This is a genomic window from [Clostridium] innocuum, from assembly GCA_012317185.1.
Taxonomy (GTDB): domain Bacteria; phylum Bacillota_I; class Bacilli_A; order Erysipelotrichales; family Erysipelotrichaceae; genus Clostridium_AQ; species Clostridium_AQ innocuum.
Genome location: CP048838.1, coordinates 1729696 through 1754269, shown reverse-complemented (window position 1 = coordinate 1754269; position 24574 = coordinate 1729696). Strand labels below are relative to the sequence as shown.

Annotated in this window: 25 protein-coding genes; 5 read left to right on the top strand and 20 right to left on the bottom strand. The window is 42.4% G+C overall.

Annotated features, from left to right (window positions below; all coding sequences use genetic code 11):
- Nucleotides 1–120: 120 nt before the first annotated feature.
- Complete coding sequence (locus G4D54_08430; protein QJA02445.1) at nt 121–927, top strand: Cof-type HAD-IIB family hydrolase; 807 nt, start codon at nt 121–123, stop codon at nt 925–927.
- A 327-nt stretch (nt 928–1254) separates the two neighbouring features.
- On the opposite strand, the gene G4D54_08425 is transcribed toward G4D54_08430, so the two are convergent.
- The 7 genes from G4D54_08425 to G4D54_08395 form a co-directional block, all read right to left on the bottom strand.
- A complete protein-coding gene (locus G4D54_08425) occupies nt 1255–1740 on the bottom strand; it encodes a glyoxalase (protein QJA02444.1) in 486 nt (161 codons plus the stop codon).
- A gap of 149 nt (nt 1741–1889) precedes the next feature.
- Nucleotides 1890–2642, bottom strand: coding sequence for a 2,3-diphosphoglycerate-dependent phosphoglycerate mutase (gpmA, locus tag G4D54_08420; protein ID QJA02443.1), 753 nt, complete (start codon nt 2640–2642; stop codon nt 1890–1892).
- A 340-nt stretch (nt 2643–2982) separates the two neighbouring features.
- Complete coding sequence (locus tag G4D54_08415; GenBank protein ID QJA02442.1) at nt 2983–3825, bottom strand: Cof-type HAD-IIB family hydrolase; 843 nt, start codon at nt 3823–3825, stop codon at nt 2983–2985.
- Between the two features lie 353 nt (nt 3826–4178).
- The gene (locus G4D54_08410) at nt 4179–4679 is read right to left on the bottom strand and encodes an AraC family transcriptional regulator (GenBank protein QJA02441.1); all 501 of its coding nucleotides are present in this window, start codon (nt 4677–4679) and stop codon (nt 4179–4181) included.
- A gap of 87 nt (nt 4680–4766) precedes the next feature.
- Nucleotides 4767–5615: an AraC family transcriptional regulator gene (locus G4D54_08405; GenBank protein QJA02440.1), complete on the bottom strand. Its 849-nt coding sequence runs from the start codon at nt 5613–5615 to the stop codon at nt 4767–4769.
- Nucleotides 5616–5667: 52 nt separating this feature from the next.
- On the bottom strand, nt 5668–6315 hold the full coding sequence (locus tag G4D54_08400) for a hypothetical protein (protein ID QJA02439.1): 648 nt from the start codon (nt 6313–6315) through the stop codon (nt 5668–5670).
- A 540-nt stretch (nt 6316–6855) separates the two neighbouring features.
- Nucleotides 6856–8241: a sodium-dependent transporter gene (locus tag G4D54_08395; protein ID QJA02438.1), complete on the bottom strand. Its 1386-nt coding sequence runs from the start codon at nt 8239–8241 to the stop codon at nt 6856–6858.
- Between the two features lie 198 nt (nt 8242–8439).
- Between G4D54_08395 and G4D54_08390 the strand changes: the two genes are divergently transcribed.
- Nucleotides 8440–8901, top strand: coding sequence for a YbhB/YbcL family Raf kinase inhibitor-like protein (locus G4D54_08390; GenBank protein QJA02437.1), 462 nt, complete (start codon nt 8440–8442; stop codon nt 8899–8901).
- A gap of 242 nt (nt 8902–9143) precedes the next feature.
- On the opposite strand, the gene G4D54_08385 is transcribed toward G4D54_08390, so the two are convergent.
- The 11 genes from G4D54_08385 to G4D54_08335 all read right to left on the bottom strand — a co-directional run bounded on the left by G4D54_08385 (nt 9144) and on the right by G4D54_08335 (nt 19816).
- Nucleotides 9144–9635: a cysteine hydrolase gene (locus tag G4D54_08385; GenBank protein ID QJA02436.1), complete on the bottom strand. Its 492-nt coding sequence runs from the start codon at nt 9633–9635 to the stop codon at nt 9144–9146.
- Nucleotides 9636–9856: 221 nt separating this feature from the next.
- A complete protein-coding gene (locus G4D54_08380) occupies nt 9857–10759 on the bottom strand; it encodes a YafY family transcriptional regulator (protein ID QJA02435.1) in 903 nt (300 codons plus the stop codon).
- Between the two features lie 125 nt (nt 10760–10884).
- Nucleotides 10885–11391, bottom strand: a complete 507-nt coding sequence (locus tag G4D54_08375) for a hypothetical protein (protein ID QJA02434.1) — start codon at nt 11389–11391, stop codon at nt 10885–10887.
- A gap of 260 nt (nt 11392–11651) precedes the next feature.
- Nucleotides 11652–12563, bottom strand: coding sequence for a hypothetical protein (locus tag G4D54_08370; GenBank protein ID QJA02433.1), 912 nt, complete (start codon nt 12561–12563; stop codon nt 11652–11654).
- 4 nt (nt 12564–12567) lie between these two features.
- On the bottom strand, nt 12568–13956 hold the full coding sequence (locus G4D54_08365) for a family 1 glycosylhydrolase (GenBank protein ID QJA02432.1): 1389 nt from the start codon (nt 13954–13956) through the stop codon (nt 12568–12570).
- 12 nt (nt 13957–13968) lie between these two features.
- Nucleotides 13969–15870, bottom strand: coding sequence for a PTS transporter subunit EIIC (locus G4D54_08360; protein ID QJA02431.1), 1902 nt, complete (start codon nt 15868–15870; stop codon nt 13969–13971).
- Between the two features lie 90 nt (nt 15871–15960).
- Nucleotides 15961–16791: a PRD domain-containing protein gene (locus G4D54_08355; GenBank protein QJA02430.1), complete on the bottom strand. Its 831-nt coding sequence runs from the start codon at nt 16789–16791 to the stop codon at nt 15961–15963.
- Nucleotides 16792–17501: 710 nt separating this feature from the next.
- Entirely contained in the window at nt 17502–18029 is a 528-nt protein-coding gene (locus tag G4D54_08350) for a hypothetical protein (protein ID QJA02429.1), read from the bottom strand.
- A 220-nt stretch (nt 18030–18249) separates the two neighbouring features.
- Complete coding sequence (locus G4D54_08345) at nt 18250–18405, bottom strand: hypothetical protein (GenBank protein ID QJA02428.1); 156 nt, start codon at nt 18403–18405, stop codon at nt 18250–18252.
- Between the two features lie 132 nt (nt 18406–18537).
- A complete protein-coding gene (locus G4D54_08340) occupies nt 18538–19395 on the bottom strand; it encodes an NmrA family NAD(P)-binding protein (GenBank protein ID QJA02427.1) in 858 nt (285 codons plus the stop codon).
- Complete coding sequence (locus G4D54_08335; protein QJA02426.1) at nt 19388–19816, bottom strand: MarR family transcriptional regulator; 429 nt, start codon at nt 19814–19816, stop codon at nt 19388–19390. The genes G4D54_08340 and G4D54_08335 overlap by 8 nt, the downstream gene beginning before the upstream one ends.
- 164 nt (nt 19817–19980) lie before the next feature.
- Between G4D54_08335 and G4D54_08330 the strand changes: the two genes are divergently transcribed.
- Genes G4D54_08330 through G4D54_08320 form a run of 3 tightly spaced genes read left to right on the top strand, consistent with a single transcriptional unit; the run spans nt 19981 to nt 21982 of the window.
- The gene (locus G4D54_08330) at nt 19981–20298 is read left to right on the top strand and encodes a PadR family transcriptional regulator (GenBank protein QJA02425.1); all 318 of its coding nucleotides are present in this window, start codon (nt 19981–19983) and stop codon (nt 20296–20298) included.
- Nucleotides 20291–20866, top strand: coding sequence for a DUF1700 domain-containing protein (locus G4D54_08325; protein QJA02424.1), 576 nt, complete (start codon nt 20291–20293; stop codon nt 20864–20866). Before G4D54_08330 ends, G4D54_08325 begins: the two co-directional genes overlap by 8 nt.
- A complete protein-coding gene (locus G4D54_08320) occupies nt 20867–21982 on the top strand; it encodes a DUF4097 domain-containing protein (GenBank protein ID QJA02423.1) in 1116 nt (371 codons plus the stop codon).
- Nucleotides 21983–22304: 322 nt separating this feature from the next.
- Here the strand turns inward: G4D54_08320 and G4D54_08315 are convergent, their stop codons facing one another.
- Both G4D54_08315 and G4D54_08310 read right to left on the bottom strand, forming a co-directional pair.
- A complete protein-coding gene (locus G4D54_08315; GenBank protein ID QJA02422.1) occupies nt 22305–22727 on the bottom strand; it encodes a YolD-like family protein in 423 nt (140 codons plus the stop codon).
- Nucleotides 22728–22739: 12 nt separating this feature from the next.
- Nucleotides 22740–24260, bottom strand: a complete 1521-nt coding sequence (locus G4D54_08310; protein ID QJA02421.1) for a DNA methylase — start codon at nt 24258–24260, stop codon at nt 22740–22742.
- Between the last annotated feature and the right edge of the window lie 314 nt (nt 24261–24574).

Genomic DNA, 24574 nt, shown 5'->3' with positions numbered 1-24574 from the left:
GCAATTTGTCAACCGAACATAACAAAGAATACACAGTCATCATGCGGATATAACAATAGACCTGCTTTGTCATCTTTTCCTTTATCTTATTTTATGGTATGATTCCCGCAGGTGATGATTATGAAATATAAACTGATTGTTAGTGATTTGGACGGAACGCTGTTAAATGGGCAGAAGTTTGTAAGCAATATAAATAAGGACGCCATTCGCAAAGCAAAGGAACAGGGAATGTCCTTTGCGATTGCCAGTGGAAGGCCGCTGTATCCGATTCTCTCCCTCATCAAGCAATGGGAAATGGAGGAGCTTGTGGATTATGTACTCGGTATGAACGGCGGGTGCATTTATGATAAAGCAAAGGATGCACAGAAAAACTTTTATACCATAGACGGAGAACTGTTAAAGCATATTATGGATCAATATCGGGATATGCCGGTGCGCTTCTGGATTTTTGAAAAGGAAAAGCGCTATGTGAACAAGGGAACTGAAGCAACCCGTGCAAAGGCTGCCTTATATCACGAGGATGAACAGATCACAGATTTGTATGCGCTCTGTAATCAGCCTAGACAGAAGCTGATTGTGGAATGTCGGCCGGAGGATATGGATATGGTGGAACAGCGTGCAAGAAAGCTTAATCTTTCAACCTGTGCAGCCTTTCGTTCCGATCCCACCCTGTTTGAATTCGTGGATAAGCGGGTGAATAAGGCCAGCGGGCTTCGTCAACTGTGTGCGGATATCGGAATTACCATGGATGAGGTGCTTGCCTTTGGTGATACAAGCAATGACAACGAAATGTTAAAGGAAGTTGGACACGGCGTATGGATGAGCAACGGCACCATGGATACCTTTGCCCATGCGGATGCCCAGACAATTTCCAACGAAGAGGACGGTGTAGCCTGGTATCTGGAAAAGCATATTCTAGCCAGATAATGATTGCCGCGGTCCAACGCTTATATTCCTGTGATTATGTAATAGAGGTTATGAAAAAGCCGGTGCGGCAGGTGATATTTCCTGCAGGTATCGGCTTTTTGTTTTCTTTTCTTGTCATTTTCATCGTTCATTTATTTATACACTTCTGTTTCCCGCATGCAGCTGACCCCTATGTATCTGCGTTTATGTATCCTTTTTCATTCAGCTATTCACTATGTCCTGTGCTTTATTTCCTGCATCCGGGTTATCAGCAATACGCAATCCTGAGCTTTCGAACGAGTTTTGATTTTCTTATGCAAAAAAGACTGCCGCTGGACAGCCTTCATACTATGAATTTTTTTCGTGCCTTTTCAGCATGCGGTTCACCATGCGTTCAGACAACCCCATTTTCTCAGATATCTGCGAGGGGCTCATCCCCTGCTGTGTGAAGCGGCTGACGACAACAGGCAGTGGTTCACTGACTTCGATGATATGCATGTCCGGATCGTAAAAGCGAATGCCTCTTTGTCCCCAGTCATGCTCCTTTACAGGATGAAGCAGTTTGGTATCCGTTCGACTGTTTAACAGCTTTACAAAAGCGTCCAGATCCTCACATTCCAGATAAATCTCCGCATCATTGCCGCCGTAATGAATATCCGAGGGCTGCTTCTCCAGAAAACCACTCCAGCTTTCTCTCGTCTGAAAGGATATACCTCCCGTCATCGTGAAGTTTGTACCAAAATCCTGTATCACGCGCAGACCGCACACCTCCTTATAAAAAGCGATCGTGCGTTCTTTATCATCTACTGCATATAAGCTTCCCATGTATTTCATACAGCTACCTCCCTGTGAATGCAGTTATTATACCAGAGGGCAGGGGATGTGAATTGTAAAAAGAAGACATACATGAAATGATTGGTTCTGTACCCCTACGGTATTAAGCGGATCTCTTTTCCCTATGCATATGATCATGTTGTTTTCCTTTACACGCCGATTGCTTTTTTTCCCTGATTGGCAACAGCCTCCATTTTCTGCTTTAAAAGCCGCGGATCACCAAGGTATCTATGGTGCAAAGGATTGCCCTGTGCATCAAATTCATACACGAGCGGAACACCTGTTGGAATATTCACATTTACGATATCCTCCTCGCTGAGCTTATCAAAATATTTCACCAATGCACGCAGAGAATTTCCATGTGCCGCGATGATGACGCGTTTTCCTGCCATCATATCCTTTTTAATGACCTTGTTGAAATACGGCACTACTCGTGCAACCGTCGTTTCCAGGCTCTCACTGCTCGGCAGCTCATTCGGATTCACATCCCGATACATACTCTGTGCAACAGCACTTCGCGCATCGTTTTGGTTCAGCGCCGGTGGGAGGATATCGTAGGAACGCCGCCACTCCCTGACCTGCTCCTCTCCGTATTTTTCAGCGGTTTCCGCTTTATTTAAGCCCTGCAAAGCACCGTAATGTCGCTCATTCAGCTTCCAGGACTTTACAACAGGAAGCCATGTGCGATCCATTTCATCCAGAATGTGATCCAGTGTATGCACAGCTCTTTTTAAATAGGAGGTATAGCAGATATCAAAATCCAATCCCTCCTGCTTCAGCAGTCTCCCTGCCGCTTTGGCCTCTTCATGTCCTTTTTCACTCAGATCAACATCTGTCCACCCGGTAAACAGGTTTAATTTATTCCATTCACTCTCTCCGTGACGAATCAATACAAGCTTCATTTGTGACTCCTCCTTTGATGTTAAAAGTTATCTTCATCTAACTAACAACAGTATATGCATGTAAAGGAGTGCTGTCAATGCATTTGCCCACGCTGACGTAAAAAGGCTCCATCTCCCGCCAAAGTTGCGCGGAAAGAGGAGACCTCAAAGGATCAATTCTATAAAAGCTTGCCATTTCCATATCACTATCCATTATTTTTCTACACAGATGAAACCCGCAGCTCTTTGTATAAAAATTGACATTCTGTTTTTGTCTGCAGAAGAGACTGTAGTGATTTGTTTCCAGTGTAAACAAACAGATAGCAGATGGGTGCAATATCTTTTCCGTATTATCAGTGCATCAAAGTAAATTGTATTTTAAAAATGCCTTATATAGTCCATCCTGATTCACGGCAGCTGTAATATCATCCGCCATGGCTTTAATTTCCTTACCTCCACTAGCCATTGCGATACCCAACGCGCAGTATTCCAACATAGGAATATCCACCGCCGCATCTCCAAAAGCAATCGTATCCTTTTGCCCCATATGAAGATACTTCAGCAGAAGAGAGATCGCTGTTGCCTTGTCAATATCCTGTATTCCGATATCACCAAAAAGAGCTGTTTCTCCCTTGCCACCCCAGGTGCTGATTTTTAGATCCGGAAAGCATTGCGCTGCGGCAGTCACATCTGCATAGGAATTTAGAATAAAGCTGATTTTATTCACATCCTCCCGATACAGATTTTCTCCAAACACCATATCCGGATACTGTGCGCATATATGGATATTCTCCTGCCCGTTTCCCTTGCGCTGCATATATTTCTGCATAACGGGTTCTCCCGCTTCTTCAAAATGTTCACTGGCATACAAACCCGTATTGCTTTCCAGATAAAATTCCAGATTGCGGCTATGCAGCCAGTCTACGATTGCACTGCACTGTTCTTTTTTTAAATGTGCATGAAACAATACCTCCCCGTGATGCTCAATATATCCGCCATTTGCACCAATCATACCATCCAGACCGATATTCCAAATTTCGTCATACACCTCGCTGCGGCTTCTACCCGTACAGATATAAACCAGATGTCCTAGTGCTCTGTCCATACGTATTGCTTTGACTGCGGAAGGCGGAAGATGATTTTCATAATCCACCAGCGTTCCGTCCACATCGATCAGAATTACCTTTTTTTCTAATTTATGCATCCTAGTACCTCCTTCATATCACATCGGCTGTTTTATCTTCATAATTGTCGCACACTTCATTTTAACACAATATAAAGCCTGAACAGACAAATAGCGCTGTGATTCTATTGCTGCAATGAGAAGTAACAAGAAGATGATTGGCTTTTATCTGTTTGCTTAATTATGCTTTGACTGCCTTCTCTATGGTTTGATTATAGCGGATGCTGAAACCATCGTCAATCATTGGAAATTTTTAGTATGAATTATGATAGACTTAACCGTTCCTAACACTCTAACGTCCCCCCGGCTTAAATAAAAAGATGCATAAAGTAAGAATTCCTCATGCATCGATAAGCTGTTAGTTGTCAGTTTTTTTATCTCTTTTCCACTGCCACCCATACCTCAACCAGATCATTTTCTCCGTAATATGTGATATCCGGCGCCTTTGCTTTCATCCTTCCGGTGATGTATCCGGAATTCAGCGGCTTGTAATCAGATTTCGGTAGCCATTTCATGATTGCCTGCACCTCTGTTTTTCCGATGGTATCCAATGTACAGGGAAATACTGCCCAGGTTGCAGCGGGCACGATATATTCTTCCAGCTCCCCTGTAACTGCATGATCGCTGGAAACAGCAATCCAATGATCGAATTTACGACTGTCATCTGCTGCTGTATTATAAACACTGATACCAAACAGACCAAAGGGCTCCTGATTCATATGGGACATCAATTCCTTCTGCTGTCCCTGTGTTTGAAGCTCCTCCCATTGCCGGGGTATTGCTTTCTGTCCTTCTTTTCTCTTATTTGTCGTATGTATGCAATAGCCTGCAACACGAAAGCTTTCTCTTTCTACGATATGAAACGGTTCGCTCATATTTGATTCCTCCTGCTTTGTATGGTATTAGTATATAAATTTATGTCCTTTCTATCCTCTCTTTCTCTGTCCGATACTGCGTGCTTTTCACATGTCAGTGATCATCAGCCACATCTCAAGCCTTGAGGAGCTAGGATCAGGGTCCAGATAGACCTCCATCACCGGTCCGTTTACATACTGATAGCCGGTTGATGGAAACCATTCCGTCCAGATTCTGCGCTCCAGCTCCTGAATGGACGCATGCGTTCCTTCGCATTGAAAAACGATCCAGGATGCCTTAGGTAGCTGAATTTCTTCATATCCGTTCAGCGGTTCTTCGCTCGCCACTCCAATCCAGAACTTCCAGTCCTTATAATCCTGACACATACTGATTCCCAACAGACCGCTTGGCTCCTTTGCGTCGATATGTGCAGAAAGGTCTGCAATCGTTCCATCTTCTGCCGCTGTCCGCCAGAGATTGGGAACCACCTCATAATTTTTCTCCAGCTCCTTTTCCAGCTCATGGCAAACTCCGACAACGCGAAAGGCATCCTTCTTTACAATTCTGTAATTCAATTCCCTGCTTCCTGCGATAGAAAGCTGAAAGTGAAGCGGCGGATACAGCTTTACGGCAGCCTGTGCATTGCGCACCTGAGATGGTGCAATGCCATGGACAGAGCGAAATGCCCGATTAAAAGCGGTTGGAGATGCGTATTGATAACGCAATGCAATATCTATAATCTTATCCGTCCCCTGCTGCAATTCCTCTGCTGCAAGACTCATCCTTCTTCTGCGTATGTACTCCGATAGGGAAATACCGGTCATATAAGAGAACATCCGCTGAAAATTATAGGAGGATGTACACGCAATTTTTGCGACCTCCTCAAAGCTGATCTCCTCCTGCATATGCTCTTCCATATATGCGATTGCCTCATTCAATCGTTCCATCCATTCCATTTGATAGCAGCTCCTTTTCTATGACTTCTCTTTTTTTTCACTGATTCCAACGCTATTTACCAGCACTCACCAGCCGATAGCTTTCATCAATGAGCTCCTGAAGCTGCATCCAGGACAGCTTTTGATCAAGCAGAATCGTAAACCAGTATGTTTTATTCATATGATACGCAGGATAAAAACACTTATAATCAATCAGCTCCTGAATGAATTCCGGACGATTTTTCAAGTTACAGACATCCGTCATACCATCGACATCAATACCCAGACTTCGATAGGGAATATGCATGATAACACCGTACCACTTTCCCTTAGCTGTCTTTAAGGTTCCATGCTCCGGAGCACTCTTCCAGGGAAATTGGGGATAGCTCTGATAACGCTCAGCAACATAATCCAGAATGCGCGTACGATATGGATTTCCATCGATACACTGCTGCACCATGTCCTCCAGCAGTTCCTCAACCTCCTCACGAATCGATGATACAAAGCTGCCATTTGCCCCCGGTACGTGAAATGGTGTATAGGGCTCCCTTAGCTGCGCATCGTATACTTCAGCATGCAGCTCCTGCCCTTCATACGTGATAACCGCATAAAAATCCGGAGCCTTCAGCTTCCGGATACAGCGGTATGTCATCCCTTCCTTACTACATCCATACTGCAGCAGCTTTTGTTCTGACAGCTTTTGCACACGTTTATTTTTCATATAGCCGCTCCTTTCCAATCAATAGCAGAATACCTCCTTGATTTGTTCACCCTGCAATACATTCTTCTTACACTCCATATCCTCCTAGAATAACATGTGGTAAGCTCCTGATAAGCATCCGGCTGAGGAATACATATAAAATAAAGGATGAATTCTCCTGTATAATCCCTGCAGAATCACTTTCCATCACAATATGAATTTCTCTACTATTTTAGTTTCTGTACAGCACCGCATAGGGACAGCCAACTGCAAAGGCCTGCTGTAAAAACTGATTTTATAATTTACATGCAGCACTCACAATTCGTATTCAATTATACCATCTATTTATCAAAAGCAACATTCCTTGTTTTCAGGAAATAGAGGTTAAATATTTCCAGTATGGATGTTCTTTGCCATAAGGTAAGTAATCACTTTGCACTCCTTGCTGAAAAATATTGATAAGTCTCCATGCCGTGCTGCTGTGCAGATGCTGTTTGTCCAGGAAAATTTGATTTAAATACTCGCAGAAAAAAAGCCTGTACTAAGACAGGCAATTGATTTTCAGGACAGAATCATTCCTTCACAAATCGTAAAATAGAGAATAATCAGAATCGCTGCCGGTGCCAGATAGCGGATAGCAAGGGACCATAGCTTTTTCCAGCGAAACCGCAGTGTACCTTCATTCTCGAATTCGTCTGTAGCTTCATGAACTCCCCAGACCCATCCCGTGAATATACAGAAACAAAGTGCGCCAAGGGGAATCATCAGATTATCTGTAAATTTCTCCATCACAGCATTCATGGACAGCAGCTGTAACCCGTTTCGCATATCAAACCAGGGCAGGTTCAATCCGCGTGACTCCAGCTGCGACAGGGAATAGCCGGCGGCTAAAATCATGAGCGGCAGAAACAGCCAGACTACAGCCTTTCTCCTCGTGATATGAAATTCCTCACTCATACAGGCGATGATGCTCTCCAGTATACTGATGGCACTTGTCAATGCTGCCAGAAACAAGAGTATAAAGAAGACCGCACCGAAGATAACACCTCCGGGAATGGAAGCAAACACATTGGGCAGTGCCATAAATGCAAATCCTCCGCCCATACCAAGTCCTTCAGCTCCCATGGTCACAAAGACTGCCGGAATGATGGCAAAGGCTGCCAGAATGGCGACCAGGGTATCCAGCACACATATCCAGACCGCACTTTTCATCAGATTTTCCTTCTTCCCCACATACGAGCCATAGGTGATAAGGATGCCCATTCCCACGGAGAGCGAGAAAAAGGCCTGTCCTACTGCCGCAACGAGCATATCTGTATGGAAGGTAGAGAAATCGATATGCAGCATGAAGCGCACACCCTCCATAGCGCCCGGCAAAGTAACCGAGCGAATCGCCGTCGCAATCAGCAAAAGAAAGAGAGCCGGCATTAAAACCTTACTGATTTTCTCGATACCCTCTGCAACGCCCTTTAAAATAATGAAGATACACAAGCCAAGAAACAGCAGTCCCCACAAAATTGGCTCTATCGGATCCGTGATAAAGCCGGTAAAGAAATCCTGATACTGCGTTGCAGCTCCGGAAAAATGTGCACCGCCGAAATAAACGGCAATATATTTCATGATCCAGCCGCCAACGATGCTGTAATAGGATAAAATAACAAACAAGGTGATCATGCCGATCACACCGGCAAACATCCACTTTTTATTAAGCTTGCGAAATGCTCCAACAGCGTTTTTCTGCGTTGCTCTACCAATCGCCAGCTCTGCCAGCATAATGCTCAGACCGATCACTGCTACAACCACTATGTAAATCAACAGAAACAAACCGCCTCCGTTTGCCCCAAGCTTTCCTGGAAACTTCCAGATATTCCCCAGACCTACTGCCGAGCCGGTAGCTGCCAGGATAAATCCGAGGTGGTTAGACCACTCTCCTCTGTTTTTCTGCACAAATAAATCCTCCCTTAATTATACAGCTCTTCTATTTTAGAGGGTTCCTTCATATATTTCAAGATAAAATGTAGCAATTCCCAAGCAATTGCACGCTGCTTCGGGGAATCTTTTTAATCTTCGTTCATGTGTCATTCAACCGGTTGCACTGAGAATGCGTTTATGTTAATCTTATATCATTAAAAATGGAGGTCTTTTATGCAAACACTGACAATATCTTCTCCCAGCTTTACGGATGGTGCGCTGATTCCTGTTATACATACCGGATATGGCGCGGATCAATCGCCGGAGCTGGTGCTGCACGGACTTTGCGAGGAGGCAGTATCCCTGGCAGTTATTCTGAATGATATGGATCATCCGATACCGGCATATAATCACTGGGTAATCTGGAATCTTCCTGTGATGTCAATCATCCCGGGGAATATTCCCCGCGGGGCACAGGTGCCAAGCCTGTCGGGTGCAAGACAGGGGATTGGATATGGCAGGCATGCCTATAGAGGGCCAAAGCCGCCGTTCCACTGGTCGCATACCTATCAATTCACCGTATATGTTCTGGATACTGTCCTGACACTGCCACCTACTGCGAGAAAGAAGCATCTGCTGGCAGCTATGGAACAACATATCCTGCAGCAGGCTGTGTTAAGGGGACATTACCGCTAAGCTGAAATAAAAACGCATCACATGAGAGCCGTGCTCCTGAATGATGCGTTTTCTTTTCTCGTTGCTTTTTAAAAATTCAGACTGTTAGACCCGCTTTGCCTGATGCAGCTCAGGAATGGCTTCACGCCCTCTCCGTATGCTGTATGGCTATTGTCCCATGCAATGCAATGTACATAGAAGCTATTGTCCGCTACCTTTTTACAGAAAGCTTACATCCTACCTGAAAAGCTGCACTTATCTGCCTATGCTTTTTGTAGCTCCTGCAGTGTGGCAATCGTACTGCCTTTTTTCTCGTAATATTGCAGCATTTCATCCAGCTTTCTTTTATCATAGCTTGTGATACAATCCGACAGAACCGTGACCTTATAGTGATCCTTCAGCAAATTATAGCAGGTTGATTTTACACACGCGCAGGCATCCGCCCCTGTTAAATAAAAATCAGTAATTCCATGCTTGCGCACAAAGTCAGAAAATGCTTCACTGGTTAATGCATTCCCCTTGTATTTTGTGAAAATACGATCGGATACAATCTTTAAATCACAGGCCAATTCAGAACCACGCGTATTGGGCTTAAAGGTTCTTGTTCCCTGTGATAAATTCTCATGCCGTATATAAACAACCGGAATTTCATGCGCCACCGCCCAGTCGATAGCGCTGTTGATATTATCAATGATCTCCTTATAATTTTTGGTGATATCATTTTGAATATCAATTACAATCAAAGCTTTATCCATATGTTACTCCTTTCGAGTTATCGTATGCCCGTCATACAGGTATCTGATAACAAACATATACGGCTGTTCAATCTGCACAAATCCTCAAACTGGCCTGCTGCGGAAGGCCTGACATACATTCCTCCTTCAGCTTCTGCGGCACAGTATGTTCCCTGACTCTGCAGATGATTTCGCCTCCCTATGTTGCCATCATCATACCATTCATAACCTGCAACACGGTGTCATGTTTTATATATTTCCAGCATTTTTCCAACTCTTTTCCTAACGTTATCACGTACATACGGAGGTGATAATACTTCAACCCTTTCCCGGCAGGAAAGGACATAGCTGTATAATAGCTCATTATCCGGTAAAATCGTAGTCACCAGTAAGCTGCCATCCTCCTGCTCGCTTACTTCCTCATCGAATTTTTCATATACCTCATGGGACATCCCCGCATCAAACAAAAGGGTAACCTGCACGGTTTTCATCTCAAATTCGTCCGATCTTTCAAAGATATGCTCCGGTGTTTCCCGCATATATTCCGCATCCTGCAGCTTTAGATCTCTTATCCGTGTTAATTTGAAGAATCGAAAATCCTTACGCAGCGTGCAGTAACCATACAGATACCAGTCAGAGGTCTTGAAAACAAGCTTATGTGGTTCAATAATCCGTTTGGTTTGTTCTCCTTTTCCGCTGTAATAAGAAAAGGAAACGATTCTGCTTTTCCATATGGCGCTTTGCAGTAATTGAAAATTATGTTTTCCCGCGCCACTTTTTGTCCAGGTTGAAAAATCTATTTCCAGCCAGTTTCCCTGCTGTCTTTGAAATACGCCGCTCAGTTTGGATAACAGCATATTTATCTGCTCATCCTCCAGCACACGGATGCCCTGCAGGGCCATGAGAATCTGCTTCTGTTCCTGCTCGCTGAGAAGTGATTTCTTCAAAACATAGCTGTCCTGAATCGCTATGCCTCCCCCCTTTCCCTGTGTAGCATAAATCGGAATCCCAGCTGCGCTCAGAATGTCAATATCACGGTATATCGTTCTGATCGACACCTCGAAATAATCTGCCAGCTCTGGTGCAGTCATTTGTCCTTTATCCAATAAAAGATAAATCATTTGAAAATATCTGTTTTCCTTCATATTGCACTTCCTCCTATTCCACGCGTATATAGCGGTGACTGTCAGGTAAAAAAGCTTTGTATTCAATGCATGATGTTCTAAAAAAAGCCAGAACAAGGAATTGCTCTGACTTCGCTCTACTTCGTTTAAACTGCCTCCGGCAAAATATCGTACTGAATTTCCTGCAGCTCCGCAGCTTCCTTTAATTCCCGGTAAAAATGATTGGGCAGATACAGGGAGGGACGCCGTTTCAGCTTCAATGCTCCGGATTCCGCAAGAATCTCTGCAACAAACTGTGAACAGAAATAATGCTTCTTTCGTTTGAATGGTATATGGACAAAGCAGAATACCACTCCGATACTGGAATAACAGAAGTCCTCGCGATTTTCCACAAACTGCTCGATTTTATTTTGCAGCCGCTCAAAGGCCGCATCCGTTACCTGTAGCTGGAAGCTGATGCTTTTCTCCACGCCGTGGCGTTTGTATTTGGATACCGTTTCCATACAAAAGCCCTTATAGTTAAAGCTGTACATCTTCTCATTCATCGCATCCAGACAGATGGATGCATGCGTATATTCATATCCGTACACCGTTTCCATAAAGCTGGAAAGATGACTCGGATAATTAGTTAATACAATGGATATGGTTTTCATGAATATGATGGTTCTCCTTCTTGCTTGTGAATGTTATTCAAACGTATCATACAAAACCAGAAGAAGGTCGAAAGCCTTTGCATCACCTGCATCATGTATTCACAGTTTGTTATCATTGATTCACCGACGACCTGCCTGTTCAGCAGGATGTCATACATGGCTAATTATTACATACCCCCATCCACAAGTCAAATGGAATTTCTTTACAGAACATCCATGCCGCAAAAAAAATTTAGTAATCATATCCAATTAAAACCATTTTATTTCCAGTTTTTGAATGCAGTTTCAATAATTTTTATCTCAGACAGACTGTTAACATTTCCACCTTGCTCATACTTATCAAAATCAAAGCAGAAGCATGATAAAACCTTTACTTTTCCAGTCTGAAGAACATCTTTCAAATTATGTACAACCCTACGCAGGGAATGCCCTCCTGGCTCAGATTCATAATAACCGGCAACATACTCTTCTGCCAATATATCTGCATCTATCATGACATACAGAAAATCCGTTTGCATTGAAATTTGGTCTATTGCATTCAGCCATGTTTCAGAATCTTCGAATTGCTTTGCATTTACATTGTGAATCTGCATAATTTCCTTGTTCTGTTCTGCTTCTTCATCACTTAATCTGCCATCAGCTGCCAGTATTCTTTCTCCGGGTATCCATGTTTTCATTCCACAACTATCTCTGCACCAGTCCTGCATCGTACATCCACAGATTGCTGATAAAGGTATACTCACAAATGTCGCTGGAAATTCTTTTGTATGTTCCAGTATTACATTATCATAATGAGCATCTATCCAAATAACTCCTATTCTTGCCTGTGGACCATATGCCCGTTGCATACCGCCAATAACTGCCGGTGCATATGCACAATAACCATGTGGTATTAGCACCAGGTTTTCTTCCTGCAGTGACTTACAAACTTCATCAGAAAACGATTTTGGAATCGCTTCGTGAACAGGAAGATGCTTATACCGCTTTCCCGTAATTGAAATGATGTCAAATGGATGTCCTGCTTTTTCATAAACTCTTTTCTCATGCAAATCATCCAGAATGGATCGTTGTTTATGTGTGCGTAAGGAAGAGGTACATCGTGTACCTGTATGATCTAATATTTGCCAGCTATTGTAGACGTGATTACTTTCCAGTATTTGAAATTCTTTCATTTTATCAATCCAATTCCTTACCGTTACTTGCAATTACCTTTTGATACCAGTAAAAGGAATCCTTGCGATACCTCTCAAACGATCCATTTCCCTGATCATCTACATCTACATAAATGAATCCGTAACGCTTTTCCATCTGTCCCGTTCCTGCACTCACCAGATCAATACATCCCCATGTTGTATAACCCATTACATCTACTCCATCAAGGTCAATTGCTTTTTCCATCTCTTTGATATGCCGCTTTAAATAATCTATGCGGTAAGGATCATGAACTGTTTTATCTTCTTCAAGTTTATCATACATTCCCATACCATTTTCCACTATCATTAACGGAATCTGATAACGATCATATAATAAATTTAAGGAATAACGAAGACCCTGTTCATCCATAGACCAGCCCCAAGGTGTTTCCTTTAAATAAGGATTTCTATATCCTGTATCAAATGCATCCTTTAATTCTGTATTTTTCCCACTCACAAGAGAGAAATAATAACTATAAGACAGGAAATCCACCGTTCCCTTTTTAAGAGCCTCCTCATCCCCTTCACATATAGGTAAACTAATCCCCTTCTTTTCAAGGTCTTTCTTTTTATATGCCGGATAATAGCCGCGGCATTGCACGTCGCAATAGAACAACTGTTCATGCATATATTCCATATTACGTATAACATCATCCGGATCACAGCTATATGGATAGGAAAATAAACCGCCATACATCATTCCAACCTTATTCTCAGGGTCTATTTCATGAGCCAGCTTTACAGCTTTTGCGCTGGCAAGCAACTGATGATAAGCTGCAATCATGACGGATGCTTCATCCTGTTTAGGAACCGCACCAGCTGTCCAGGGAGTGGAAGACATACAATTGATTTCATTAAAAGTCAGCCAATGCCTTACTTTTCCTTTGTATCTTTTGAAAATCGTTTCACAATAACGAAGAAAACAGTCGACGGTTGTTCTTCCTATCCAGGAATCGTATTTCAGTAAACCAAGCGGTGTTTCATAATGTGATATCGTAATAAGCGGTGTAATCTTATACTTAAGGCATTCATCAATTATTCGATCATAAAATTGTAAGCCTGCCTCATTTGGAGCAGCGTCATCCCCATTAGGAAATACCCTGGTCCAGTTAATAGAAAAACGATAACAAGTAAACCCCATTTCAGCAAATAATGCAATATCTTCCTTATAATGGTGATAGTGATCAATCGCGTTATGACTTGGATAATATGTACCTTCTTTTATTTCTTCTGTTATTTCTCTTTTTTTATTTACATCCCCTGCTGTCATAACATCTGAAGAGTTAATTCCTTTGCCATCCTCATTCCATGCACCTTCACATTGATTAGCGGCTGTTGCTCCGCCCCATAAAAAACCTTCTGGAAATCCCATCTGTATATCCTCCTATCGTACAAGTGTAAACATCAGCTCATCCTGATTTACACAATTCTGTTGCTCTTTTAATATATCCAGATAACTTTTTGAATTTGTTACTATAACCGGTACAACTGCTTCTTTGCATTCTTTTTTCAGCTTATCCAGATCAAAGGTTATCAACACATCCCCCTGTTCTACCTCTTGTCCAACACTTGTGCAAGCTGTAAATATATTCTGCAGTTCAGCAGAATCAATACCGATATGAATCAGGATTTCTGCACCATCCTCCGATTGGATACCAATAGCGTGGGCGGTTGGAAACAGGAAACTCACAGTTCCTTTAACCGGGGAACATATTTTGTTATCTTCCGGTAGGATGGCAATCCCCTCTCCCATAGAGCCACTGGCAAATACTTCGTCATGTATCTCCTGTAATGGAATCACCTTACCTTTAACCGGTGCAAAAACTTGAATCCTTTGCAATGCTGCTGTTTTTTCCTTCTCTTTCTTTTTTCCCTGTTCCTTAACACTCACTTCATCTTCCTTGATACCGAAGATGCAAGTCAGAATAAATGCAGCAACCATAACAACAATCCATGCAATAATCAGTCCCCAGAATCCACTTCCAAACGTTCCGTCCGGTTCAATATAGGAAGGAGCCCCGAAGAAACTGTCCGATGCCATAAAATAAGTCTTCGTGTGAAATAATCCTAAGATAATCCCTCCTAAAGCTGTTGCAATATTCGCAGCCATGAAAGGTTTTTTTAACGGGATGGTTACACCATAGATAGCCGGTTCTGTAATAGCACTGAATAAAACCGGGAAGAATGAAGTTAAACTAAGCTCTTTTGTTTCCGGCTTTTTTGAAAGGAAGAAAACAGCCAGTACAGCTCCTCCTGTAGCATAGGCGGCAATGGATGCTACTGGAAAAATATAATCATAACCGTTTACTGCTAAATTGTTCATTGCGACAGGCAGCAAGCCCCAGTGTAAACCAAACATAACTAGAATCTGCCAGAAGAAGCCCAATAGCGCAGATGTTATAACACCATTAATTTCAAAGAGGAAGGAAACTGCATTCCCGACAGCAGAGCATGCCCATGTGGAAATCGGTCCTATTACAATTAAAGCCAGCGGGACGGTAATTACCAAAACAAAGCAGGGAAGAAAAACCTTTTTGACAAGTGTAGGCAAAATTTTATTCAACCAGCCATGTAGTTTACTTGCAAAATATGTAGCAGCAATGATTGGAATCACAGTAGATGTATAATCCATCAGAATAACCGGTATCCCCAGAAATTCCATTTGGACATCAGATTGCAATAAAGATCCTGTAAACAATTGGTACAATGCATCTGATGAGGTACCGTTAACCATATCCGGATATACCAAGGCAGCTCCTATAGCCATGCCAAGTAAGGGATCAATTTTAAATTTCTTTGCGGCTGAGTATCCCAGAAATATTGGAAAGAAATAGAATACTGCATAGCCTGTTGCATTTAATATCACATAGGTACCGGACGCTGTATCTAATAAGCCTAAAGCTACCACTAAAGCGAGAATACCACGAATGATACCACCAGCCGCAAGAACACCAAGCGTCGGATTGAATACGCCGGAAGCCAAATCTAAAAATGCTCCAAAAATATTCTTTGACTTCTTTTTCTGACTTTCATCCAATGGATTCAAATAACCTAGTTCATTCATGATTGCATCATATACTTCAGCAACTTTTTCTCCAATCACGACCTGATATTGTCCACCGCTTTCAACAACAGTAAGTACTCCATCCAGATTTTTTATCGCGGTTCCATTCGCTTTCTTTGTATCTACAAGGCGAAAACGCAATCTAGTCGCACAGTGTGTTAAGCTGTTTATGTTTTCTTTACCACCTACTAATTTAATAATTTCTTTTGCTAAATCGTGCATACATATGCTCCTTTCATAAAAAAATACCTAAACCATGCACAAACGTACATCGCTCAGGTATTGCCTGCATTACCAGTGACACCCCAAGGTTCATTTTTCTGTAATTTTTTTAATATGTATTGTAAGATATACAAACTCATCATTACTGATTTTATAACTGTAGGTATCCATCAGATAATCCGCAATTTTCTCAACACAGTTGAATGCCTTCTGATAATTTGTTTTAACGAGTTCTACAAGAGAAATATCATTTGATTCAAATGTTTCCTGATGTAAAATTCGTTTTGCGAAATATTGAAGATGTAGAATAAAACGGTGATATACAAAGCTATGTTCATCAAATTCCATCCCATAATTCAAACGGACAATATCAACAATGTCTTTCATAATCTTAGTTTCTTTTACTGTTTGATCAAATGTGACATCGTCACGCTCTGCATTGAAGAGATGTAAAACTATGGAACATGCTTCATCTTCTTTTAAATGAACATCGAATTTTTGATTCAGCCAAACAACATAGTCTAAGCATACCTTATATTCCTGTGGATATAAATATCTTACCTCATTACTTAAGGGACACTTCAACGACATGTTGGATCGAGCTCTTTGTATCACATAATGAATGTGATCTGCAAGAGCAGGATATATGCTGTCACTGATTTTCAGATCAAGTCGTTGTTTTACATCATTGACGATTTCAAAGATTATTTCCAATTCCTCCTGATCCAGCATTTCAAAAACGCTAGCTATTTCATTAAACTGCTGTGTTTTTTCAAGAATGAATTTCTTTTTAATCAATGAAGTGTCAATTTCATCCCCAGCCTTTTTTCGAAAACCAATGCCTGTTCCTAAAACAACCATTTCCCCTTTGTCTGCGCAGACTAGAACAACATTGTTATTAAACACCTGGGTGATTTTCATAAAACTCCTCCCTTCTAATAAAAAATACCTAAACCACCCATATACATAAAATGTATATGATTCAGTCTAGGTATTGCCTGGTATCAGTAACAACCCACTCACATAATAGCAAACAATCAGTGTTATGTCAACGCTTTCATTCAAAATTCATAAAACAATTTTAAACTGTCGAGTAAAAAAGCTATGGGATTCAAATTATTCACACATATCTTAAATAAAGATGAAATAAGAGTTCATTAAATAAGGGATAGAAGTACATTCGTATTATCAGCATCGGATAATCTTCGTTTATTTAATCGTATAGGATTATATCAATTTTTCTATTATACTTTTCAATTTGATATGAAAAACCCCATAAACCTTTGACTCTATCTTCTTTACCGCATAGAATCTTTATCGTAATTTCGCAAATATCCGCTATTGCCTGCTCTTTTTACCAAAAGACTTTTCCTGTAAGCTTTATACAAATGCATTCAAGCAATCCATTATCTTCGAATGCTTCCGCAATTAAAAACTGACAGCAGAGCTTAACGGATTGAATCCCTTAGTTTAAAGTTTACGTAGCGCTTGGAATCGCACTATCGTCCTTTGAGATACAGACTGCTTTTATCCGCACTGCTTCCTTTCCCATTCAGTATCCCCCATTTTTCCTATATGTTCCCTCGTGCTATTCAGCTCGAAAGCCTTATATTACTGCTTTTATCAGAATATCAGCAATTCCAGTTCACCTTCACAGGATGCTGTTCATCTGCAATGGCCGCCTCTTGTAAGGCTGCAAGCGCATGCTCGAATTCCTCTTCAGCCAGATGTTCATAAACAGCTCTGGATTGTGTCACTCCAACCGCAGTATACGCCACCGCCGCCGCACCATAAAACAGAAAGCCAAGTGCATTGGTCGGAGTCTGTAAAACATTGCATGCCGTCGCTATCGCACGTACAGCACAAACTACTGCCGGTTCCGCAAGTTCATCACGGGCAAGCTGTATCAGCTCCTTCAACAGCGGTTTTATCTCTTTCACAGAACCACTGTTTCTGGCACACTCCCTACAAATACGGATGGCCTGCAAAGCACGTTTATCCTTTGGATATGCTGCTGTATAGATTGGCAGATATCTCTTCTCAGCTAGCTGTAGCGCCCATAACGCCAGTGTAGGTTTACTCTGTGTTTCAATCAATCGCATCAGTTTTTGACATTGAGGCGATGCAGCATCCCCCAGCATCTTTCTTGGTTTTACCATTTTCGTTCTCCTTTGCAATTACGAAGCATATTGTAACGAGGAAAGCATCCCATGTCAATTTAAAATGCTGATACAGACTCAGCTCATTTCAATTTACCATACACTTCATCACGTACCGGGTCCAAGCATTCATTGCTTACGGAAGGTGTTGGCACCTCGATTCCAGGATGGCAAAACCGGTTGTCCCTTCATCAGTGCTGCGCCTAATCATCTTTGCATATCAGGATTCTGCGAGTACAAAGCAATTGATTGACTCCGTACTTTTAGCCAGTGACAATAGCCGGGAAAGCTCCATCTGCTCTTTATGAAAACCTTCACAGCCCAAAACGATTTCACTGGTAGATAAGCTGCAGTGTACGATTGCGCTTATATGCATATACATTCCTCCTTATAAATTCAGTATAGCATCTGAAGTGTACACCCAATCAAGAATATTCCTATCCGTTTTCATATGTATTTAACGCTCTCTGCGCCCGTTTCCCCTATTTCAAATAGATGTCTTACACCACTATTCCCACGCTTCAGCATTATCTCTGACAAACTGACGAAAGCTTTTCGGCTTTTTCTGCATAACCTCTTCAAAATCAGTAGTGACCTTTTTTGCACCTTTACACCGTGTCATCATATAGAGCATCCCCATCACCGTGCAATACTTTTTCTCCAGACCTCGCACGCTGATCCAGTACTTTTTAGCAAATGACGGCTTTGGATTCGTATAGACGATTCTTCTTCCCAGCTCCTCCGATAAAATCCTGGCCACCTCCCAATAATCTATCGCTTCAGCACCTGTTATGGTATAGCTTGTATTTTGATGCTTGGGCGCATCACATAGCACCCTTGCTGTCAGCTCTCCGATATCCTCGGCATCAATAAAGCTTGTTACGGCATGCTTTACGGGAACAACAATCCTGTTGAAATGCTGTATTTCAAAAGCATGAACGCCACTGATATTCTGCATAAAGAAGCTTGGGCGTATATGACAATACGGCAGTCCCGCCTGCTCGATATACTTTTCAATCTTATGATGCGGCGGCACGGGATTCTTCTCCACTCCCATAAGGGAAAGAAAGCTTACAAGCTGAATAGACCTCTGCTTTTGCAACGCATCAATGAAAGGCTTTAGATCCTTTGGATTGCCAAGATGCGGTGGACGCATAATAAACACCCTGTCCACATCCCGCAAGGCAGATACAAACGTGGATGGCTTCATAAAATCAAACTCCACTGCTTCCACATCCGGAAACAGCTTCGCAAGACGCTTTACATCCGTACCGGCCGCTTTGACCTCCTGTCCTGCCGCCAGAGCATATTTCACAACATATCTGCCAACATTCCCGGATGCTCCGCTTACCAGTATTTTACCCATTGCTCTTTTCCTCCAGTAATATGTCATTTGCCAGTTCCAGTAGAGCGATCAAGCTGTTAAATGCATCTCCTCCCATATTCTTTTTCAAAATATGCATTTCCTTCATATATTCCTCATATGTTTCATTTACCAGCTGCACTGCTTTCGCTGTCGGCAATAAAAGAAAGCTGCGCTTATCGTTTTCCTGCTGCTGCTTTTCAAGAAAGCCGTTTTTCAGCAGTGCAGAGCTCATATTGGTTGCCATCGCCTTTGTCACCTTGAAAAAATCAGCGATTCCCTTTGCTGTTTTTTCACCATCGGTTTTCACGAGATAGATCAGCATTCCCATTTCACTGGAGCGAATGGGCAGCGCACGTCTGGTGTTCATATTCAGTCGGCAAAATAATGATACCTGCTCCATTGCGTTCATCATAACATCCATAAGCTTCTCCCTTCATTTAGTACATCTCATTTACTATATTATGATAGTATACTTAGTGTACTATGTCAACACCTTTAAGGCTCTGATGATAAAATATATTCCGGAATACCAGTTGACACATTATACTATGTATTGTATAGTATAACGTATAAGGAGGTGTTACGATGGATACACAGCTGAAAAAAGGGCTGCTGGAAATCTGCGTCCTTGCTGCATTGAAGAAAGAGGATTCCTATGGCTATAAGATCGTAAAGGATATTTCTCCATATATAGAAATCTCGGAATCAACCTTGTATCCCATACTAAGACGGCTGGAAAACAGCAAATGCCTCAGTATTTATTCCGTTGAACACCGCGGACGTCTGAGAAAATATTATAGGATTACAGACATCGGTATCGCCCGCATTCAGGATTTTCTGGCGGGATGGCAATCCATGCTGAATATTTACGAATTTATCAAAGGAGGGGATGGATTTGAATAAACAGGAATTTATAACACTGCTGGAAAAGCGATTATTTGAGCTTCCGCAGGTGGAAAAGGAGCATCTTTTAAATTATTACAATGAAACGATTGAGGATCGCATCGAGGACGGCATGAGTGAAGCAGAGGCTGTAGCAAGTCTGGATTCCGTTGAAGATATCGTGAAGCAGATATACAGCGAGCGCGCTGTATCGTTCAAAGAGGAAGAAAAGCCCGCACACAGTCGGCAAAGATGGAGGATTGTCCTGATCGTGCTGCTATCTCCATTCTGGGCAACACTGCTTTGCGTCTTCGCAATGATATATCTGCTGCTTTGGACACTGATTGCCTTATTGTTTTGCAGTATGCTGGCATTTGCCTGCTTTATCTTTGGAGGCATTTGGAATCTGATTCCAATCTGGAAAGCGAACGCCGCACCCGGACTCGTCCTGCTCGGCACTCTCTTTCTTTGCATCGGATTGCTTCCGCTGTGCTGGAGGCTTCTGAGGGTTTCAATTATCTGGCTAAAGCAGAAGACGATCATCTGGATCGGCATGATAAAGCACACATTTGCAAAGGCGGTGAAGTAAATGAAATACAATAAAGAGCAGCTGCTGAAAGCCATTCCTGTTTTGTGTATCCTGCTGGGGGTACTCCTGATTGGCGGAGGCTTTGCAATGGCTGATTTTAAAATGGAGAACATGCGAACTGTAGAGCAGAAACCATTTATCAAAAAAGAAAAGACCTTTTCTGCGGACAACCTCGCCTATATTCAAATCGACACTCATTACAGTGAAATCAATATCCTTCCCTCCGAAGACAGCGAAATACACGTACAATACGAGGAAAATGAGGATTATCCAATCCGTGCTACTGCAGATTCCTCTGTCCTGCGGCTGAAAAGGGAATCTCCCACCTTTCAGTTTCGCTGGTTTGATTTTCAACAGGACATTATGGTACCTATCACTTTAAAGCTGCCGAAAAAACTTCTCAGCAAGCTGGAGGTGGATACTTCCTATGGCAATGTGACAGTGCATGATCTGTCGTTTCAGGATATCACCATCAGCAACGCACACGGAAATGTAAACCTTGCAAAGCTGCAAACAGAAGCATTGACACTGGATGTTCCATATGGAAGTTTGTTACTGGATGATACAAGCTGTCAGCAGATGCTGCAGATTGAGAGTGAGCACGGGGACCTCATCACCAAAAAGCTGCAGGCAAAGCAGGCGATGATCACCTCCGCATATACGGATATCAGCATGGATGATACGGTGATAGCACAAGATTTTCAGCTTTTTCATGAACATGCGCCTATCAATCTCGGAAATCTAAAGGCACATGCACTGCGGATAGAAAGCGCTTATGGGGATATCCGAAGCACAAGGCTTGAAATTGCGGAAAAAGCGATATTTTCAACTGAACATTCCGATATCACCCTGCAAAAGCTTTCAGCAAAGGAATTGCATATGGAAACCGCTTATGGGGATACCGTGCTTTCAGAAGCAGATGCCGGAAGCATCTTTACCGAGGGTGAGCACGGAAGCTTTACAGCTGCTGTAAAAGGCAGTATTGAGGATTTCAGTATTCTTTCCGAGGCAGAGCATGGAGAAAATACGCTGCCAACAAAATATGAAAACAAAACCGGTCGCAAGCTGCAAATCAATCTGGCATACGGCGATATCAATGTGAGATTTCAGAAATAGCTGTTCTGCATATCCTCCACAACAAAAAAAGCAGGCCGTTTCCTGCCATGGATATCGTAAAAGGATATTATGTAATGCATGGAAGATACTATAGGTATCTTCCATGTTTTTTATATTGTAAAAGCAAATACAACTGCTCTCAACAGGCTTGCATAAGGTACATGGACAGATGGACTTATCCCCTGCGCATTGCATGATTCCTGCAGTCTATGAGAAGTAATTGCATATACGAAATATGTGATAGCAAAACGCTCTTACAGACATATAACACTATGCAATACGACGGACGCAGAGCCTTTTTCACAAGAAGCAATCGTACAAGCTACCGGCCTATCAGCTCGATTTCATAGATATCATCCAGCGGTATCCAGGAGTGGTCGCTGAAAATAAGTCTGCGGTTATAGTCATCAATGCGTTTCAGATTCATAATCAGAGTAAGATATGCACCACCTTCTTTTCGTTCATCCGCCTTGAAGTAGGTAACCCTGATCTTAGGCTGTTCCTTGATATGCAGCAGAATTTCCTGCAGACGCTCATTGTTCAGCATATTTCTGTTTTCATCCAGAATTCTTTTTGCATCCGTCAGCCGCTCTGTTTCACTGATTGCTTCCTTATGTCCTGTCAATGCAGCAAATGGCGCAAACTGGGCAGCTCGATCTCTTATCGGCATTTGCGGATGCTTTTTTGATATCGGACGTGAAAGATGGATAATATCGTCATAGCTGTGTATGTTCTGTTGATTCACTGTGTGTACCTCCTATGCCTTATGCCCTCCGATGGTGCGATTACGCTTGATTGTATTTGCACCTTCCTCCAGATTCATTCCTTTTAAAACCGCATTTTTGCCGTATTTCTTTTTGATCTTTAGCGTTGCCTGCTGCAGCTTTTTTTCCTTCTCAAGCAGCTCGCGTTCTTTCTGTTCCTGCTGTTTTAACGCCTCATAGTCCACGAACAGATCCATCTGTGCGACTGTCGTTTTCCGTTTAACCTGTGATTCAGCTAGTACGTGACCGGCAGAGATATTGATTCTTCTCACTGTTAAATGCGGATTCACAATTCTGTCGAACAGCTTCATTACAGCCTCGATCATCAGTCTTGAAGATGACGTATACCCTTTAAGGTTCGCCGTGCCGTGGGCATGCTTCGGTATCTTACGACCATACCGGTCGATTGTGATTTCTTCCAGATAGGCACCGGCCTTTTCCAGATTTTCTATATCATAGCCTACTGTCAGCACAATCTGATCCGTTACCTGCCCTTTATCAACCAGCGCCAGTGCCAGCAGATCCAGCATTTCCTTGACAATCAGCCTTGCTTTTTCAAAATCATAAGGACAGCTCAGCACCTGCCCCGTACCAATACTGGTATGCTCGGGTTTATAGGCCTTGATATCTGCCATCGTACAGGGCTCATATCCCCACGCATGATCAATCAGCAGCTCTGCATTTATCCCGAACAGCTTATATAAGCGATCTTCATTATATGCATCCTCGCTCGTACCAAGCGAGCATTTCGCGATATCACCCATTGTATATAAACCAATCTGTTCCAGCTTTTTGGCGTACCCTTTTCCAACCCGCCAGAAGTCGGTAATCGGCCTGTGATTCCACAACAGCTTTCGATATCGTATTTCATCAAGCTGCGCAATTCGCACCCCATCCTGATCTGCCTTGATATGCTTGGCCACGATATCCATCGCTACCTTGCAGAGATATAAATTTGTACCGATTCCCGCAGTGGCGGTAATACCTGTTGCCTTCAGAATATCAGATATAATGCTTTTCGCAAGCTCCCGCGGTGTTGTCTGATAGGTTTTAAGATAACCGCTCACATCAAGAAAAACCTCATCGATTGAATACACATGGATATCGTCTGCAGATATATAGTTCAGATATATATTATAAATCTTCGTGCTTTTTTCCAAATAATACGCCATTCGCGGAGGTACAGCCAGATAGCTCATGGCAAGATTCGGATTATTCCTCAGCTCTGTTTCGTCATAGGATTCTCCAGTAAAACGACATCCGGGGGCCTTTTGCTTACGCTGTGCATTAACTTCATTCACCTTTTGAATAACCTCAAACAGTCTTGCTCTTCCGGAAATACCAAATTTCTTCAAAGACGGTGTAACGGCCAGACAGATTGTCTTTTCGGTTTTCTCCGTATCCGCAACAACCAGATTTGTAGTGAGTGGATCAAGCTTTCGATCAACACATTCCACGGAGGCATAAAATGATTTTAAATCGATCGCCATGTAAATATGTTTGTTTTTCACCATTCCTACACCTCCGTCTAAACTGTACCGCATTCTCAACTGACTTTATCCTTACGCTCTAATGACTCATTATGTTCAAAAGGAAGGATTTCATTCCTGCATAAGGAAGAATAAGCGGGAAAAGGGACATCGGAAGCCTTCTTTGGTCTTCCTGTAACCTACGATTATGGACAATCCTTATGCAGATGCTTATACCTTTTGTGATTTTCTGATATCATATAAACTGTTTTGTGACTTAGAACAGGCTGCGCTTACTGTATTTCTAACGATTCAGGTTGTCAATTATTAAGTTCATTCCTTTTTCGTTCTTCCAAATT